This window comes from Teretinema zuelzerae (assembly GCF_021021555.1).
Classification (GTDB): Bacteria; Spirochaetota; Spirochaetia; order Treponematales; family Treponemataceae; genus Teretinema; species Teretinema zuelzerae.
In genome coordinates this window covers 993,808-1,009,807 of sequence record NZ_JAINWA010000001.1, presented here as the reverse complement: position 1 = coordinate 1,009,807, position 16,000 = coordinate 993,808, and the positions used below count along the sequence as shown (strand labels likewise).

The window sequence follows — 16,000 nt, the reverse complement described above, 5'->3', positions numbered from 1 at the left end:
GCCGCTTGACGCCTGAACCGAACCGGCGACAGGCGGAACGCCCGAACGGCGTTCCGCCCGATTATCCGGGCCGGAAGGAGTTGTGCGCGGTTCTTCAAGGCCGCGCAGGCCTTCCGGCTTCATTCGTGTACCGGACGAAAAGACAGGACGAAACGAAGTGAGCGAATACATACTGGAAATTCAGAATCTGACCAAGGATTTCCCCGGCGTCCGGGCCTTAGACTCGGTTAACCTCAAGGTTAAAAAGGGCGAAATCCATTCTCTCTGCGGAGAGAACGGGGCGGGAAAATCGACGCTCATGAGCGTCATCTCCGGGGTATATCCCAAGGGATCGTATGAAGGAAAAGTGTTCTTCCACGGGAAGGAAACCCATTACTCGAGCGTAAAGGACAGCGAAAAGGAAGGGCTCGCCATCATCCATCAGGAATTGGCCTTGAGTCCGTATTTATCAATCTATGAGAATATGTTCCTGGGACACATGAAAACCCGCTTCGGGGTCATCAACTGGGACAAATACATACTCGAATCTAAAAAATACCTCGACCAGGTAGGGCTCAAGGAAAATCCAGCCACCGTCGTCAGCAAACTCGGAGTAGGCAAGCAGCAGCTGGTGGAAATCGCCCGCGCGCTTTCCAAACAGGTCGAGCTTCTTATTCTGGACGAGCCGACCTCGTCACTGAACGACGACGAAAGCGAAAAGCTGTTGGACTTCATCCTTGAACTCAAGAGCCGCGGCATCACCTCCATCATGATTTCCCATAAGCTCAAGGAAGTGCTCAAGATCGCGGACACCGTCACCATCCTGCGCGACGGACGGTCGATATCGACCTACGACGTGAAGGCCGACAAGCTCGACGAATCCAAAATCATCCGCGACATGGTCGGCCGCGAGCTCGGCACCCACTACGACAAGCACGCGGTTACGATCGGAGACACCGTCTTCGAAGTCAAAAACTGGACTGTGTGGCATCCCGACTACCACTCGATGAAAACGGTCGAAGACGCTTCATTCTATCTGCGCAAGGGCGAAATCCTCGCGTTCTGCGGGCCGATGGGCGCCGGCAGGACGGAGCTCATGATGAGCGTGTACGGCAGATCCTACGGATCGAAGTGCGAAGGCGAAGTCTTCATCAACGGCAAGAAAGCAGACACCTCGACCACGCGAAAGGCGCTGGACGCCGGAATCGGCTACGTGAGCGAAGACCGCAAGAGCCTCGGCCTCGTGCTGCTGCAGGACATCAAGTCGAACATCTCCGCCTCGAGCCTCGGCAAGCTCTCCCGCTTCGGCGTCGTCAACGACGCAGAGGAAATATCCGCGGCTGAAAAATACCGCGCCTCTTTGCGGATTAAAACGCCGTCGATCAACCAGCTCACCCGGAACCTCTCGGGCGGAAACCAGCAGAAGGTCGTCTTGAGCCGTTGCCTCCTCGCCGAGCCTGAAATCTTCATCGTCGACGAGCCCACCCGCGGAATCGACATCGGCGCCAAGTTCGAGATCTACGCGATTCTCAACGACCTGGTGCGGCAGGGAAAGAGCGTCATCATGGTGACTTCGGAACTGCCCGAGGCTCTGAGTCTCGCGGACAGAATCTACGTCATGAACGAAGGCCGGATAAAGGGAATGCTTCACCGTGAAGAAGCGACCCAGGAAAAAATAATGCATTACGCGATTCTCGGAGATACACAGAAGGAGAGTACCCCATGAGCGACTCCATTGCCGCCGCCAATAAAATGAGCTTTCGCAATCTGATCAAGTCGAACGCGAAAAACTACTCGATGGTTTTGATGCTCGCGCTGATCATGATCATCTTCGCGTTCATGACGGACGGGGTTAACCTCAACTCCCGCAACATCACGAACATCTTCATGCAGAACAGCCACATCCTGCTGCTGGCGACCACGATGATCCTGCTCATCATCACCTGCAACATCGACCTGTCCTGCCCCGCCACCTGCGCCTTCATCGGAGCGGTGAGCGCCATGCTGTACAACACCGGCATGGGCATGATTCCGACCGTGCTCTTGAGCATCCTGCTGAGCATCGCCATCTACGCGGTCATGGGCTTCATGGTGGCGTACATGCGCATGCCGGCGTTCATCGTCACCCTCGGCTTCATGCTTTTGTTCCGCGGCCTGGTGTACATCATCACCAACGTGACTCCCATCGCCCTCAAGGACGACGGCTACAAGAAAATCTCCTCGGGAATTTTCAACATACCCGCCCTCACGGTCGACCGGGTCCACTACACCGCCATGCTCGTCGCGGCAGTCCTCTTCGTGCTGTACGTCGTGTCCGAAATCGCCGCCCGCCGCAAGAAAATCCGCTACGGCTTCGCGATTCCGCCCGTCGCCGTATTCATCGCAAAAATCATCGTGATAGGCGCCCTCATCTTCGCCCTCGGCTGGAAGTTCGCCACCTACCGCGGAATCCCCGTCGTCGTCGTGGTCCTCGGCTGTACGGTCGGCATCATCCACTTCGTCTCCCGGAACACCGTCCTCGGCCGCTACATCTACGCCGTCGGCGGAAACGCCCGGTCTGCGAAACTTTCCGGAATTAACTCCGAATTCGTCATCTTCATCGTATTCTGCATGATGGGCTCGGTCGCCGGCCTCGCCTCGATCGTCTTCACCGGCTACATGAACTCGGCCCTCCCCCAGGCGGGAACCATGTTCGACATGGACTCCATCGCGGCCTGCTACATCGGCGGCGCCTCGGCCACCGGAGGAATCGGCTCGGTAACCGGCGCGATCATCGGCGGCCTCGTCATGGCCGGCATCAACAACGGAATGTCCCTCATGAATATTGCGGCTCAATGGCAATACGTCGTAAAAGCGATAATCCTTCTCCTCGCCGTCTTTTACGATATTTACTCCCGCCGCAAAGCCGGGTTGGGTTGATCCTAAAGCCTCTCCGGAGCTATCCTGTACCGTCCGCCCTTCCGAACGCCCTCCAGCGCTCGGGCGAGCGGGCGGTCTTTTTTTTGACCGCACCATCGAAGCGGCGATCCCGTATCCGCCGAAAATAAGGAACATCCCATGTTTTTCACCGTCGTCAGCTACATCGCAGCCTTTCTCACCACCGCGTCCTTCGTGCCCCAGGCCGTTAAAACCATCAGGACAAAGGACACCGCAAGCATTTCCCTGGGAATGTACGTCATGTTCACCGGGGGCGTCATGCTCTGGATGGCGTACGGAATCGCGACGGGTCAGCCGGCCATCGTCATTTCCAATTTCATTACGACCATTCTCGCGGTTGTGATTCTCTGCTACAAAATCGCAGGCGTTCGCGCGGAAAAATAAGGAGGAGGGGGGATCAGCGGAATTCGCGCGTTTTCGGTTTTTCTCCGGGCGCGCATGCCGGTCTCGGGCCGGCTCCCCCTGAGCTCCAAAAGCCGGGGTTTTGCGTTTGTTTGGCTATGTTCTATACCTACCGGTAGGTATAGAAAGCCTCCTTTACTTTGCGTATGCCTCAGGCCCCGGCGTTTTTCCGCTCACCCCCGCTTTTTACTCCATCGCGCAGTAACGCTTTCTGCCCCGCCGGCTGTTGTACTTCATGCGCGCGGAACTTCGATTTCGTCGCGTAAAAACAATAGGGCACCTCTAAAAACTTCAGTTTTTAGAGGTCTACCTTAATATAGGTGTAAATCCTGTAAGGATTTACAAGGGCACCGAGGAAAACTAACCGAGTTTTTCGAGGTGCCCAATATTCATTGTTGCTACGAAGGAATCATGAAAACTGCTCAACTTTTGCCGACGGGCGTATTAGTCGTCCTTCTCGTATTCACCCTTACCGCTCAAAAGTGTTCGATAGAAGTCGACCTCGCCGGCCGCGGCCCCGAAGGAACCAGGGACGGCGTGTGGGAAGGCTCCTTCGATACCGACCTCGTCAAGGCGACGGTGCTGGTGACGACGGAGAACGAAAAAATCGCCGACATTGAAATCGTCAGACACGACAACGGGATGGGAAAAAAAGCGGAAGCGGTGATCGATCAGGTGATCGCTTCGCAATCGACCAGCGTCGACGTCGTCAGCGGCGCGACGCTCAGCAGCAAGGTCATCCTGCGCGCAGTAGAGGAAGCCCTGAACAAGGCTTCCTCGGGGAATTGATTTTTTTAGTAATGCGCGTCGGCCGCGAGGACCGCGTTCAATAAGACGCTCGCTCCCGCTGTGCATTCCTCGGGAGAGGTGTATTCAGGCTCGCAATGGCTGTGTCCGTCCTTCGATGGCACGAAAATCATCGTCGTCGGCATCATTCCGCATACGAATTGAGCGTCGTGTCCGGCGCCGCTGTTGATGTACCGGTTCTTGATGCTCAGCGAGTCCGCCGCCGTTTTTACCATGCCTACGAGGTCCGAATCGAAGTACACGGTGTCTCGCGCCCATGAGCGTTCATGCCCGGTTTTGCATCCTGCGATTTCGGCAGGAATTCCTTCGATGACTTCGATTACTTTTTGTATAACCTCGGGATTTTCATGCCGTGCGTCCAGGGAGAAATCGACCTCATCGGGAATGACGGTATGAATGCACGGATGGCATTTGATTTCGCCGGTCGTATACACAAGCGCGGGATCCAGACGGTCGAGCTTTTCATGAAGATAGGTTAATACCTTCGCCGCGGCGAAAAGAGCGTCCTTCCGGTTTTTCATCGGAGTCGTTCCGGCGTGATCGGCCTGCCCGAAGGTTCTGATCCGGTAGTTGACCATTCCCAGAACGCAGGTGACCACTCCGATTTCCGCTCCTGCTTCTTCGAGAATCGGGCCCTGCTCGATATGAAGCTCGAACATCGCCTCGTATTTTTCCGCCGAGAGCCTGTTCGTCGCGGCTCCCATCCAGGGACTCGCTTCGAGAACCGCGCCGAAAGTTATTCCCTGATCGAGCCGGCTCTTCGACGCAAGCATTTTTTCTTTGTCGAATCTGCCCGTGATTACGCCCGAAGACATCATCGCGGGGGGAAAGAGCGATCCTTCTTCATTGGTCCATATCATTGCGGTGAGCGGATGCCTGTGCGGTATCTTTTCCGACGCAATCGTTTCAAGCACTTCCATGGCGGATATGACGCCGAGAATTCCGTCGTAATTGCCACCGTTTTGCACCGAATCCGAATGGGACGCCATCGCGATGCGCTTGGCCGCGGGATCGCTTCCGGGAAGCGTCGCGTATATGTTCGCCATGTCGTCGCATTCGATCGCCGCTCCGATCTTTTCCATCCTTGTCGCGAATTCATTCCTCGCCAGATGGTCTTCAGGCGACAGGGAGAATCTGGTGATTCCTCCGCGGCCGGCGTCGCCGAATTTCGAGAATGCGGCGATTTTATCGATCATTCGTTCTGTATTGCATGTGTACATTGCGTTTCCTCCTGCTATTCGATGAGGTCTTGCGGCTCGCCCTGCACTCTGCAGTTTCGAAGCAGGGTGCGAACGTCGCTGGAAGCGACGGCGAATATCGATTCATGCTCTCCTGACCCGCTTTCCAGCGTCAGCCGGAAGTTCTCTTCCATGTCGTTCAGGTAGATTCTTCTGTGAGCGTAGCCTTCCGCCATTTTTCCCGAGAAGAGCTTTTTCAGCTCGTCGTTGTCCCTCACATAGCCGAACACGCGGCCGTCCCATGCCCTGGGAAGAGGAATTCCGGGTTTGAAGTTTTCCGATAAGCGAATTTCGAGCGGCACTTCCGTTGGACCCTTCGGAACATCCCTGAACCGATAGGGAATGAGTCTGACTGTTTCCGCGGGGAGGATGCTTGCGAGCGGGGCTGAATTTCCGTTCGCCGCTGGCCTCCCGGACTCTTGCGCCGCGTTTCCTTCGTCGAAAGAAGTCTTGAATGTTTCAATCACCTCGGAAAGAGTCGGTTTCGCCGCGCAATTCGCGATGTTTTTCGAAGCCATAGCCTTCGCCGCGTATTTTTCCGGATCGAAGCCTTCGGGAACCGGCGATGGCCCCAGAATTTCCTTGAGCGTTTGCCTGAGCTCCGCGGTGCCGCGCATTCGCAACGCTTCCAGAACTTTATAAGTAAGTTCGGGCTTCGTTTTCGCAACGGCATCGAGCCAGGAAGGAAGGAGAATGCCGTTCGCTCTGCCGTGGTCGATGCCGTGATAATACGTCAGCGAGTATCCCATGGCGTGCAGCGCCGTCGTTCCCGTATTCGCGATGACCATCCCGCCGAGCGTCGAAGCGGTCATCAACCTGTCCCTCTGAACGGATGAGAGTTTTCCTCTGATCAGGCCGTCGATGCATTCCGAAATCAGTCTGAGACCCTTCGATGCCAGCGCATCCGTGGCGTCGGAGGCCCGTGCAGAAATCAGCCCTTCGATGGAGTGCGACATCGAGTCGACTGCCGTATGCGCAAGCACCGTCCTCGGCGCAGACTCCAGATATTTAGAGTCTAAAAGCGCGAGGCGCGGGAAGAGCAGGGGCGAGGCTATTCCGGTCTTTGTTTCGGATTCGTGATTCGTCAGTATCGAGTACTGTGTGCTTTCTGAACCCGTTCCCGCGGTTGTCGGAACGCAGACGAGGGGGAGGCACGAGCCGCCCGTCTGTCCGGCCATAAGGTCTTCCTCTGGAATATTCGAGACCGCAAGCATGGCGATCAGCTTAGCCGCGTCGATGGCCGACCCGCCTCCGATCGCGAGGACGAAGTCGCAGCCCTCCTGTTTTGCCCTGGCGGCGCCCGCGTACACGCATTCGGGTCCGGGATTCGCCGGCACTCCCTCGAACAGGACCGCTTCCTGTTCGTTCAGAGAGAGAGCCGCCATCGAGTCGTCAAGAGACCCGTTGAGTTTAGCCGACGACGAACCCGTAACCACAAGAGCCCTGGTTCCGAATTTTTTGAATTCGGCCGCGTTTTTTTTAACGCAATCAGGCCCTGAGAGTATCTTCGTCGGGCAATGAAATTTCATCTCCGCGCTCATAATCCCGCCTCGGTCAGCGCTTCATCGAGTTTCGCAAGTTCTTCGACGAGCTGGTCGTCGGTGATGATGAGCGGCGGCGCCACGATGATCATGTTCTCATGGCTGTAGGTCATGAAGCCCTTGGCGGCGAGGCGGCGGAGAATGGCTTTCATTATTCCTTCAGGATCTTTTCCGTAGGGCACCAGCGGTTCCCGTGTTTTTTTGTCCTTCACCAGTTCGACCGCCGCGAAAAGACCGATCGATCGAACGTCGCCGACGCCGGGGTGAGCCGTTTGAATGTTCTGTAAAAGAGACGAAAGCGTTTTTCCCCGCTCCTTCGCGTTTTCCAGAATGCCGTGTTCGCCGTAGTACCTGACGCAGGCGACGCCGGCCGCGCAAGCGAGGGGATGACCGCTATAGGTCAATCCGCAGGAAAGAACCGCATCGTCGAAGTGCGCGGCGATTTTTGAGCTGACCGCGACTCCCCCGAGCTGGACGTACCCGCAGGTAACCCCTTTCGCGAAGGTGACCAGGTCGGGCTTAATCCCCCAGTTTTCGAAGGCGAACATGGCTCCCGTCCGTCCGAAACCCGCCATCACTTCGTCGCAGATCAATAGAATGCCGAATTCGTCGCAGAGAGCGCGGAGTCCCGGAAGATATCCCGAGGGCGGAATGATGACGCCGTTCGACCCGGTGACCGTTTCTATAACGATCGCCGCTACGCTGTCCGGGCCTTCGTATATGATCTGTTCTCTCAGGCGCGCAAGATATTGTTTCGACGCTTTTTCCTGATCCGTTTCGTCGAGTCCGTCGCGGTACAGGTAGGGATCGAAAAATTTCACGAATCCCGGAATTCCCGGTTCAAGCGGATACCGCCTCGGTTCGCCGGTCAGGTTTCCGGCGCCGAAGGTCGAGCCGTGATAGCTTCTGTAGCGCGAGAATATCTTGTGTCTTCCGGTATACATGCGGGCGATTTTCACCGCGTTCTCGTTCGCATCGGCTCCTCCGTTTGTGAAGAAGATTTTTCCGAACGTATCCGGGAGAAAGGAGACCAGGTCTTTCGCAAGCTGCGAGCGGCTTTCGCTCGCGTAGCCGGGGGATATGTAGCAATATTTCTCCGCTTGTTCTTTAATCGCGTCGATGATGGCCCTGTTTCCGTGCCCCAGATTGAGATTGACCAGCTGGGAGGACATATCGCTGTAGCGCTTTCCGTCCATATCCCAGAAATACAGTCCGTCGCCGTTGCGAACCGCGATGGGAGACAAGCCTTTCTGCTTCGACCAGGATTGGAGATTATACTCGCCGTGCGCCGATACGATTTCTTCTTTTGTCATGATGCGCTCCTTATGCTGTTCTGTCCGTCGTCGTCGTTCTTTTTCTGTTGTTTTTTCGGCTTGGGAATCCTGTTCGCCATTCCGATGGCCCCGACGGGGCATACGGTCGAGCACAGATGGCATCCGACGCACTTCGAGCCGTCAAGTTTCGGCTGTCGATTTTCTGTCCAGAGAATAGCCTGATGTCCGCCGTCTCTGCAGGAGATCATGCATCGTCCGCATCCGACGCAGAGTTCGGCGTTGAACGCGGGGAATACGATGGTTTTACGGTCGAGCTTGTCGGCGTTTACGAGTCCTCCGAGGGCTTTCCCTTTCAGCTCGTCAACGCTTTCCAGTCCGCTTTCCGCAAGAAACGCCTTAAGGCCGCCGATCAGATCGTCGATTATCCGGTAGCCGTACTGCATGACGGCTGTCGTCACCTGAAGGTTTCCGCATCCCAGCGCGATGAACTCCGCCGCATCCCTCCATGTTTCAATGCCGCCCATCCCGCTCAACGGAATAGTCTTGAGTTCCGCATGCTTGGCCATGTCGTGGATGAACCGCAGCGCGATTGGTTTTACCGCTTTTCCCGAATATCCCGATACGGATGAAAGCCCCGCTACCGCCGGTTCCGCCGCGAAGCTGCCCAGATCCAAAGCGGTGATGCTTTTAATCGTGTTGATCGCGGCCAGAGCGGCGGCTCCCGCTTCGACGGCCGCAAGGGCCGGTATTTCCATGTTGCCGATGTTCGGAGTCATCTTCGCGATGATCGGCTTTCCCGTGCCTCTTCGGGCCGCTGCTGTGTACCGCGCGACGAGAGCCGGATCCTGCCCGACGTCGGAGCCGAGCGACTTGCCCGACATGTGAGGACAGGAAAAGTTGCATTCGATCAAATCGGCTCCCGCCTTGTCCGACATGAGAGCGAGCTGGGTCCATTCGTATTCGTCCCGGCCCATGATGGATGAAACGATTACCTTGTCCGTAAAATCAGTTTTCAATCTTCTGAGCGTTTCGAGGTTTTCCTGCAGGGGCCGATCGGATATCTGTTCGAGATTCCTGAATCCGATGAAAGGCGTCCCTTCTTTGCCGATGGCGGCGAATCGCGGAGATACTTCCTCCGGCATGATGAAGCCGATCGTTTTGTAGACGACGCCCGCCCATCCCGCTCGAAAAGCTTGCGCGCACATTTCGTAACCCGAGGCTACGACTGATGAAGAAAGAAAGAAGGGGTTCTGGCATTTGACTCCGCAAAATTCCACGCTCAAGTCCGGTCCTTCATCCTGCCGGACAGCGCCCGCTCCGAATTTTTTCATCACCGCGTTCCTGGTTTCCCGTATGCGCAGGGGAAAATCCCGATGGATGCACGCTTTTTCGCACGGCGATCCGCATTCGGCGCAGTCATCGCATTCGGCCATATGAGAGCACGATCCCTTTTCCCGGTCGAAACGCACCGCTCTGAGAAAGCGCGCAGGATCCTGTCCCTTCGGGCAGGCGGAAGCGCACGGCGCGTCGTGGCACAACAGGCATCGTGCCGCTTCGTCTCTTGGAATCAGCACTCCTTTTTTTCCTTCTATAATAAAGTTCATCTCTTGTTTTCCCTTTGTGGTGTTCCGCGCTACTTACGTAGGGCGCGCCGAATGAAGCGTCCGTCTCCCGGTTTGCCCAGGAATTCGCCGCGGTCGTAGACCAGGTTTCCGCGGAGCCATGTTTGAACCGGATATCCGGTCAGCGTAGTTCCTTCCCAAATGGTGTGATCGCAATTCGAATTGGATGCGGCCGCGGTCACGGTATAATCCAAAGCCGGGTCGTAGAGCACTATGTCCGCGTCTTTTCCGACCGCTATTGAACCTTTCCCCGTACAGCCGAATAGTCTGGCAGGGTTCGCCGCGCACACTTCCACCGCTTTTTCATACGTAATTTTTCCTTCGCCGGCCGCGCTCAGCATGTACGGATACATCTGTTCTATTCCTCCGCATCCGTTCGGTATCTTGGTAAAGTCGTCCTTCCCCCAGTCTTTTTCAAAGCTCTGGAAGGGACAGTGGTCTGTCGCTACGACGGAAATGTCTCCGCGCCGCAAGGCGTCCCATAACGCATTCCTGCTTTCCTCTCCCTTGATCGGCGGGGAACAGACGAAATTGCGACCGTCTTCTCTTTTATATACGTCGCTGGTGAATTGAAGATACTGCGGGCAGGTTTCAGCGATAATGTCGTATCCTTCATCCCTTGCCTTCGTGACTGCAGCGGCGCCTTCTTCGTTTGCGAGGTGCACGATGTACAACGGCGTTCCCAGGTTTTTCGCGAGGTGTATCGCTCTGATGTCCGCCTCCGCCTCCACGAATTCCGGACGGCTCAAATAATGGTGCCAGGGCGATGTTTTTCCCTCCGCGAGAAACTGGGCGACTCTCAGATCGATGAGGTCGGGATTTTCGGCGTGTATGTTCACCAGCATTCCTGTTTCTTTCGCCTTGAGCAGAACCTTCGCCAGGGTTCCGTCGTCGACCATCATTCCTTCTTTCTTGTACACCATGAAGCACTTCAGGCTGGTGACTCCGTACTCGACGGCTTTGCGAAATTCTTCGAGAACGGCGCCCCCGTTGAGATCGGTCACCGCGCAGTGGAAGGCGAAATCGGCGCAGGCCTGTTCTTCAGCGAGCGCCCTCCGCTTCTCCACTGTTTCGATGATGCCGGCGCCTTTTCTCTGAATCGCGTAATCGATGACGGTCGTAACTCCTCCGCATAAAGCCGCGGTTGTTCCCGACCGGTAGTCGTCGGCGGAGACGGTGCCTCCGAACGGCATCGCGAGATGGGTATGCGCATCGATCGCGCCGGGCAACACTAAAAGACCTTTCGCTTCGACGATGCGCGCGCCGGGATCTTCAAGGCCCGCGCCCACGGCGGCGATTTTGCCGTCCTTTATTCCTACGTCCGCGATATACGATTCCGCGGCGGTAACGACTGTTCCGTTCCGAATGATGACATCCATGACAACCTCCGCTCTCTTTCAAAGGCCGAATGGCGAAGGCGGATCGTACTCATCCGTCTCCGCCGTCCGGCTAACGGCTGTATCGCCGTGTTGCTTCTGCTCTGCCCGTTTATTTCGCGGCGAGCTGGTAGTATGTATCAGTGTATAAATCGGTCAGCTTCATGGCCTTCAGGGCTTTCATCGCGCTCGAGTCGCCCAGTTCAGCGTAGCGCTGAGTCAAGTCCAGCGTTTGAGCGAGCTTCGCCTGATTAAAGGATCCGATCGGCGCTGCATCGGGCGACACGAGTTTTTTTACCTCCGCCGCCATGAACTTCTGGTGCTCGAGCGAAATGCTCGAACCGGCCTTCATTACGATTTCAGCCGCCTTGTCGGTGTCTTCGCAAGCCGTCTTCCAGCCCTTCAGGGACGCTCTCAGGAACCTGACGAGCTTGTCTTCGTTTTTCTTGTCGCTCAGCCATTCCTTGGAAACGAACAGGCAGTCTTCCATCATCGCGACGCCTTCGGCATTCATGTCGATGACGGTAACATTGTCTTTGCCGTAGCCGAGCGCTCCCTGATAGCTGTTTATTACCAGGCCGTATTCGTTGTAGGTCATCGCGGAAGCAAGATCGATGTCTCCCCGGTGAAAACCGTTCATGGTGAAATCCTGGTTGGTGTAGCCTGTCGGCAGTCCGAGCTTCTGCAGCAGCGCCTTGACCTCGTATTCGTTCCCCAATCCCCAGTTTCCCACCTTCGTGGAAGCCGTGATGTCCTTCGCGGAAGAAATTCCGGAAGTCTTTTTCGCAATGAGCAAAAGACCGGACTTCTGATAGATTTGCGCTACTTCGACGAAATCGTAGCCCTGCGCCTTATAGGTGAGCAGGGTCGGAACCCAGGTTACCCCGATGTCCGCCGTTCCGGTGCTGACTCCCTGCTCCGGCGGTATGGTTCCGTCGCACGGCGTAATCGTCACCTTCAAACCTTCCTCGGCGTAGTAGCCCATCGCGTCCGCGACGTAATAGCCCATGAATTGCGCCTGGGGGAGCCATTTCAGATGGAGCGTCAGCTCGTCGGTTTTTGCCGCTCCCGCCGCTTCCGCCGTTCCTCCCGCCCACGCGGACGCCGCCATGGACGCCGCGAGAACCGCCGTTGTAACAATCCTGTTTCGCTTGAGTGCCTGCATTCTCTTACCTCCGCTTCTCTCAAACTTGTCTGTGCGTCGTTGCCCAGCGCTCCAGAGCCGCTACGGCCGCGTACAATGCGATGCCGATGAGCGACGCTGCGATGATATATGCCCACCCCAACGGGAATTGACCCGTCGAGAGCCGGTTTCTGATTCCGTATCCCAAGCCCTTGCTGGCCGGGGAAAAATACTCGCTTACTATGGCTCCGATCATGGCCGCCGCTACATTGATCCTGAGTCCGGTAAAGACGTAGGGAACGCTGTTCGGCAGCCGAAGCTTCAGGAATATCTGCCGCTTCGAACCCGCGTACGACTTCATAAGATCGAGAGCGAACTGTTTTGTGTCGTTCATTCCCCTGAACGCGTTCGCGGCCATGGCGACCATGCAGACGATCGCGACCACAGCCGTCTTCGCGCTTTCCGCGTCGGCAAACCAGACGTTCATGATCGGCGAAAGAGCGACGACCGGAACCGCGTTCATTGCGGAAAGCAGCGTAAGCGCGCCCGCTCCCCATTTGGGAAACATGGTCGCAATGAGCGCGACCGCGAATCCCGCCAAAGACCCCAGAATCATGCCTGAAAGCGCCGTGTTCAGAGTCGCCAGCGAGTCCGGCGCCATGCGGTGCGCATTTTCCAGAAACACCGCCGTTATTCTGCTCGGTATCGGCAACTGGAGCACCTTGACTCCCAGGAGCGCGTGGAACACCTTTTTCTCCCAGAACGCGATGATAAGGATCCCGAACAGCGCCGGAAGAACGAATCCCTCCGCGTCCTTCCATAACCTCTTGACGGCTTTTTGCAGCTTTCCGGTCATACTCCCGCCTCCTTTTTCTGAACTGCAGTCTTCCACGGAAGGCAAATTCTCTCGAAGAAAGCGGCGACGCTGTATCCGGCGATTCCCAAGGCGGCGCTGCACAGAACGCTTGCCCAGAACACCGGGTAGGCGCCTGTATACAACGCGTAGGTCAGGTTGTATCCGATTCCTTCCGCCGCGCCGAGGCTGTCGACAAGAATCGATGCGGTGATCGCGAGAGGAGCCGCTATCTTCATGCCGGTGAAAAGATACGGCACGCAGAAGGGAATCATGAGTTTCGCGTACACCGTCGGTTTGCCCGCGGCGTAGGAATACATCAGATTGCGTTTGTCCCGATCTACGCTTTTCAAGCCGGACAGTATGTTCGTCGCCACCGGAAAAAACGTGATGTATCCGGCGATTATGACCCTGGTAATATCGCTCGCGGCGATTGTGTACGGACCGATCTGCGCCTTTCTCACGATCGACACCACGACCGGCGCGAGCCCCAGGATCGGAATCATCTGCGAAAGCAGCAGATAGGGGTACAAAGCCTTCTCGAGCCGGGAGTAGAGGCTCATTGCGATAGCCAGCAGAAACCCCGCGGCCGCGCCTGCCGCGAATCCCAGAATCGCGCGGCTCAGCGTCGTGGCGCTCGCTCCTGCGAGAAATCCCGCATTCTGAACGAGCGTGATCAGGATGTCGTGAAGGTAGGGGAGCCTCATCCCGGCCATTTGATCCTGAACGATTTCCGCAAGAATGAAGGCGACTCCTTCCCAGAGAACGGCCAGTCCGATAGTCCACACACAGGGGATGAGCTTTTCGTTCGACAGGAGCGATCCGGTTTTCATCGTCATACTCCCTCGAAGCTGTTGCGAATTTTCGCCACGAGAGCGTGAAATTCAGGTTTCTGCCTGAGTTCCGCCGTGCGGGGGCGCGGCAGATCGACGTCGACGACCGCGGAAAGCCTTCCCGGATGAGGCGACAGGACGCACACCCGGTCCGAAAGATATGCCGATTCGGCTATGTTGTGCGTTACGAAAACGATCGTCTTGTTTGTCCTTCTCCAAATGCGCAATAAATCTTCGTGCAGCTTCTCTCGCGTGAATTCATCCAGCGCGGAAAAAGGTTCGTCCATGAGCAGAATTTCAGGATTGATGGCCAACGCCCGGGCGATGGACACCCGCTGCTGCATGCCTCCGGAAAGTTGATGCGGATAATGCGAACCGAAGTCCGACAGTCCCACGAGCTCCAGCATGGAATCGATTCTCTCCTTCCATTCCGGCTTCGGCACTCTCATAACCTCGAGGGGAAGCTGTATGTTCGCCCGAACGCTCCTCCAGTCGTACAACACCGAATTCTGGAATACGATTCCGTACTTTCTGCTTTTCCGCGCGGATTCGGGCGTATCTCCAGCGACGAAAACCTTGCCCGTAGTCGGTTTGATCAAATCCGCGATGATGCGCAGGAGAGTGGTTTTTCCGCAGCCGGAGGGTCCGAGGAGGGAGATGAACTCCCCCTTATGGATGGAAAAGGATACCTCGGAGAGGGCTGCGACGCTTTTTCCTCCGTCCGCTTGATACGTCATTCCGACTTTGTCCATGACGATTTCGTCTTTACTGCTTATTCGCTCTGTGATGCTGTTCATCTGGGCGCTCTCCTGAAAAAAAAGACGGCAGGGCGGGTTGATGGCCGCCTTGCCGTCTTGTGGTAAAAATAAAAAAAAAGAGTCATTTTCGGATTGCCGAAAATGACTCCCTTGTCTTTTTTCTGTGTTGCCTTCGTTGCCTTTTTCTTGCAACGATCAGCGATGAATACAAACTATCACTTCGCCTTTTTTTGGTCAATGCATAATTATGCAAAAAAATGAAATATTTGCGGTTTTTTATACGTATTTATCTTCCCGTTTCAATCATTCCCAGCTCGTCCAGGAGAATCGTCTCCTTTTTACCGGATATTCCCATATCCTTGAGAACGCCTCTGTTTGCCGCGAGCTGGCCGCAGGTAACGATATCCCGGGCTATGAGCGAGACTTTCTCCTTCGGATTCAGGGCGGAAAGTATCGTGACCGGAAAAATTCTGTCCCGTTCAATGATGTTCCTGAGGGATTCTCCGCGCGGATAGTCCCAGGAGAGCAGCTCGAGACTGTAATCGGATGAATACTGTATCGAATCGGTTGAAAAGCGTGTGTTGGTGGCGATCCATCCGGTAAATCTGAGATTCCGGTATTCGTTCAGGGTTTGCCTGAGCGCCACGATATCGTTGATCCGCGAGTGGACATAGAGCGGCACCTGGATGCTTACGTGGTTTCCCTGCATCTGGCTGTACTTGCATTCCACCAGGTGCTGCCTTCCGTGTCCCGTTGCGATTACATCCATTTCGTGGGTGATGCTTTTCCCCTGAACCACGATTCCGGTTTCCACCTCGTATCCCTTCGCCTTGAAAATCTCTCCGACGAATATTTCGAAGGGTCGACCCGAGTTGCCCAGCTCCATGAGTGCGTCTTTTATGCGGTATCTTCCGGCCGCGCTCTTCGTGCGGTGGCCGAGCAGGGATAGCGCGCGCGCGTAAATTTTTCGGGTCGGCGTACCGTTCGTAAGCCATTTCTCTATGTCCGCGAGAATTTCATTCGCCATTGCATCGTCGGCGCCGGCCGATCGCAGCGATTGCAGGAGCTTTTCCGGCTCGAACGATTCTTCTTCCCCGGAGGCTTTGCGGACGAGTATGTTTCGCGGTGCGTTTGGTGCGTTCATGGGCAAATTGTAGCATGGAACAGAAGAGAAACTCAAAACCTCTTTTTTTTAGATGTTTCTATTGACAGTAACACGGTGAAACTTGTATAGTGCTTTCAGGATGTTACTATTAG

General features: G+C 55.9%; 15 protein-coding genes. 5 read left to right on the top strand and 10 right to left on the bottom strand.

Annotated features, from left to right (window positions below; all coding sequences use genetic code 11):
* The first annotated feature begins 5 nt into the window (after positions 1-5).
* The 5 genes from K7J14_RS04635 to K7J14_RS04615 all read left to right on the top strand — a co-directional run bounded on the left by K7J14_RS04635 (position 6) and on the right by K7J14_RS04615 (position 4,107).
* The gene (locus K7J14_RS04635) at positions 6-161 is read left to right on the top strand and encodes a hypothetical protein (RefSeq protein WP_230753707.1); all 156 of its coding nucleotides are present in this window, start codon (positions 6-8) and stop codon (positions 159-161) included.
* Positions 158-1,705: an ATP-binding cassette domain-containing protein gene (locus K7J14_RS04630; RefSeq protein WP_230753704.1), complete on the top strand. Its 1,548-nt coding sequence runs from the start codon at positions 158-160 to the stop codon at positions 1,703-1,705. Before K7J14_RS04635 ends, K7J14_RS04630 begins: the two co-directional genes overlap by 4 nt.
* Complete coding sequence (locus tag K7J14_RS04625; RefSeq protein ID WP_230753702.1) at positions 1,702-2,898, top strand: ABC transporter permease subunit; 1,197 nt, start codon at positions 1,702-1,704, stop codon at positions 2,896-2,898. Before K7J14_RS04630 ends, K7J14_RS04625 begins: the two co-directional genes overlap by 4 nt.
* A gap of 138 nt (positions 2,899-3,036) precedes the next feature.
* Positions 3,037-3,300, top strand: coding sequence for a SemiSWEET transporter (locus K7J14_RS04620; RefSeq protein WP_230753698.1), 264 nt, complete (start codon positions 3,037-3,039; stop codon positions 3,298-3,300).
* Between the two features lie 429 nt (positions 3,301-3,729).
* Positions 3,730-4,107, top strand: a complete 378-nt coding sequence (locus K7J14_RS04615) for an FMN-binding protein (RefSeq protein ID WP_230753695.1) — start codon at positions 3,730-3,732, stop codon at positions 4,105-4,107.
* 5 nt (positions 4,108-4,112) lie between these two features.
* Here K7J14_RS04615 and K7J14_RS04610 read toward each other — a convergent pair whose 3' ends face one another.
* The 10 genes from K7J14_RS04610 to K7J14_RS04565 all read right to left on the bottom strand — a co-directional run bounded on the left by K7J14_RS04610 (position 4,113) and on the right by K7J14_RS04565 (position 15,887).
* Complete coding sequence (locus K7J14_RS04610) at positions 4,113-5,345, bottom strand: Zn-dependent hydrolase (protein WP_230753693.1); 1,233 nt, start codon at positions 5,343-5,345, stop codon at positions 4,113-4,115.
* A 14-nt stretch (positions 5,346-5,359) separates the two neighbouring features.
* The gene (locus K7J14_RS04605; protein ID WP_230753690.1) at positions 5,360-6,904 is read right to left on the bottom strand and encodes an iron-containing alcohol dehydrogenase family protein; all 1,545 of its coding nucleotides are present in this window, start codon (positions 6,902-6,904) and stop codon (positions 5,360-5,362) included.
* Positions 6,901-8,217, bottom strand: a complete 1,317-nt coding sequence (locus K7J14_RS04600; protein WP_230753688.1) for an aminotransferase class III-fold pyridoxal phosphate-dependent enzyme — start codon at positions 8,215-8,217, stop codon at positions 6,901-6,903. Before K7J14_RS04600 ends, K7J14_RS04605 begins: the two co-directional genes overlap by 4 nt.
* Positions 8,214-9,782 carry an NAD-dependent dihydropyrimidine dehydrogenase subunit PreA gene (gene preA / locus K7J14_RS04595; RefSeq protein WP_230753685.1) on the bottom strand — a complete coding sequence of 523 codons (1,569 nt, stop codon included), beginning with the start codon at positions 9,780-9,782 and terminating at the stop codon, positions 8,214-8,216. The genes K7J14_RS04600 and preA overlap by 4 nt, the downstream gene beginning before the upstream one ends.
* A gap of 29 nt (positions 9,783-9,811) precedes the next feature.
* On the bottom strand, positions 9,812-11,179 hold the full coding sequence (gene hydA, locus K7J14_RS04590; RefSeq protein WP_230753683.1) for a dihydropyrimidinase: 1,368 nt from the start codon (positions 11,177-11,179) through the stop codon (positions 9,812-9,814).
* A gap of 109 nt (positions 11,180-11,288) precedes the next feature.
* Positions 11,289-12,341 carry an ABC transporter substrate-binding protein gene (locus tag K7J14_RS04585; protein WP_230753679.1) on the bottom strand — a complete coding sequence of 351 codons (1,053 nt, stop codon included), beginning with the start codon at positions 12,339-12,341 and terminating at the stop codon, positions 11,289-11,291.
* A gap of 19 nt (positions 12,342-12,360) precedes the next feature.
* Positions 12,361-13,155, bottom strand: a complete 795-nt coding sequence (locus K7J14_RS04580) for an ABC transporter permease (RefSeq protein WP_230753676.1) — start codon at positions 13,153-13,155, stop codon at positions 12,361-12,363.
* The gene (locus K7J14_RS04575; RefSeq protein WP_230753672.1) at positions 13,152-13,985 is read right to left on the bottom strand and encodes an ABC transporter permease; all 834 of its coding nucleotides are present in this window, start codon (positions 13,983-13,985) and stop codon (positions 13,152-13,154) included. The genes K7J14_RS04580 and K7J14_RS04575 overlap by 4 nt, the downstream gene beginning before the upstream one ends.
* 2 nt (positions 13,986-13,987) lie before the next feature.
* The gene (locus K7J14_RS04570) at positions 13,988-14,782 is read right to left on the bottom strand and encodes an ABC transporter ATP-binding protein (RefSeq protein WP_230753669.1); all 795 of its coding nucleotides are present in this window, start codon (positions 14,780-14,782) and stop codon (positions 13,988-13,990) included.
* A 247-nt stretch (positions 14,783-15,029) separates the two neighbouring features.
* A complete protein-coding gene (locus K7J14_RS04565) occupies positions 15,030-15,887 on the bottom strand; it encodes a restriction endonuclease (RefSeq protein ID WP_230753667.1) in 858 nt (285 codons plus the stop codon).
* Positions 15,888-16,000 lie beyond the last annotated feature (113 nt).

Bases quoted from the DNA above. Each gene is read 5' to 3' on its own strand.
- K7J14_RS04605 (WP_230753690.1), bottom strand. From the start codon at position 6,904: ATGAGCGCGGAGATGAAATTTCATTGCCCGACGAAGATACTCTCAGGG.
- K7J14_RS04565 (WP_230753667.1), bottom strand. From the start codon at position 15,887: ATGAACGCACCAAACGCACCGCGAAACATACTCGTCCGCAAAGCCTCC.
- K7J14_RS04615 (WP_230753695.1), top strand. From the start codon at position 3,730: ATGAAAACTGCTCAACTTTTGCCGACGGGCGTATTAGTCGTCCTTCTC.
- K7J14_RS04580 (WP_230753676.1), bottom strand. From the start codon at position 13,155: ATGACCGGAAAGCTGCAAAAAGCCGTCAAGAGGTTATGGAAGGACGCG.
- hydA (WP_230753683.1), bottom strand. From the start codon at position 11,179: ATGGATGTCATCATTCGGAACGGAACAGTCGTTACCGCCGCGGAATCG.
- K7J14_RS04610 (WP_230753693.1), bottom strand. From the start codon at position 5,345: ATGTACACATGCAATACAGAACGAATGATCGATAAAATCGCCGCATTC.
- K7J14_RS04620 (WP_230753698.1), top strand. From the start codon at position 3,037: ATGTTTTTCACCGTCGTCAGCTACATCGCAGCCTTTCTCACCACCGCG.
- preA (WP_230753685.1), bottom strand. From the start codon at position 9,782: ATGAACTTTATTATAGAAGGAAAAAAAGGAGTGCTGATTCCAAGAGAC.
- K7J14_RS04625 (WP_230753702.1), top strand. From the start codon at position 1,702: ATGAGCGACTCCATTGCCGCCGCCAATAAAATGAGCTTTCGCAATCTG.
- K7J14_RS04575 (WP_230753672.1), bottom strand. From the start codon at position 13,985: ATGAAAACCGGATCGCTCCTGTCGAACGAAAAGCTCATCCCCTGTGTG.
- K7J14_RS04585 (WP_230753679.1), bottom strand. From the start codon at position 12,341: ATGCAGGCACTCAAGCGAAACAGGATTGTTACAACGGCGGTTCTCGCG.
- K7J14_RS04570 (WP_230753669.1), bottom strand. From the start codon at position 14,782: ATGAACAGCATCACAGAGCGAATAAGCAGTAAAGACGAAATCGTCATG.
- K7J14_RS04600 (WP_230753688.1), bottom strand. From the start codon at position 8,217: ATGACAAAAGAAGAAATCGTATCGGCGCACGGCGAGTATAATCTCCAA.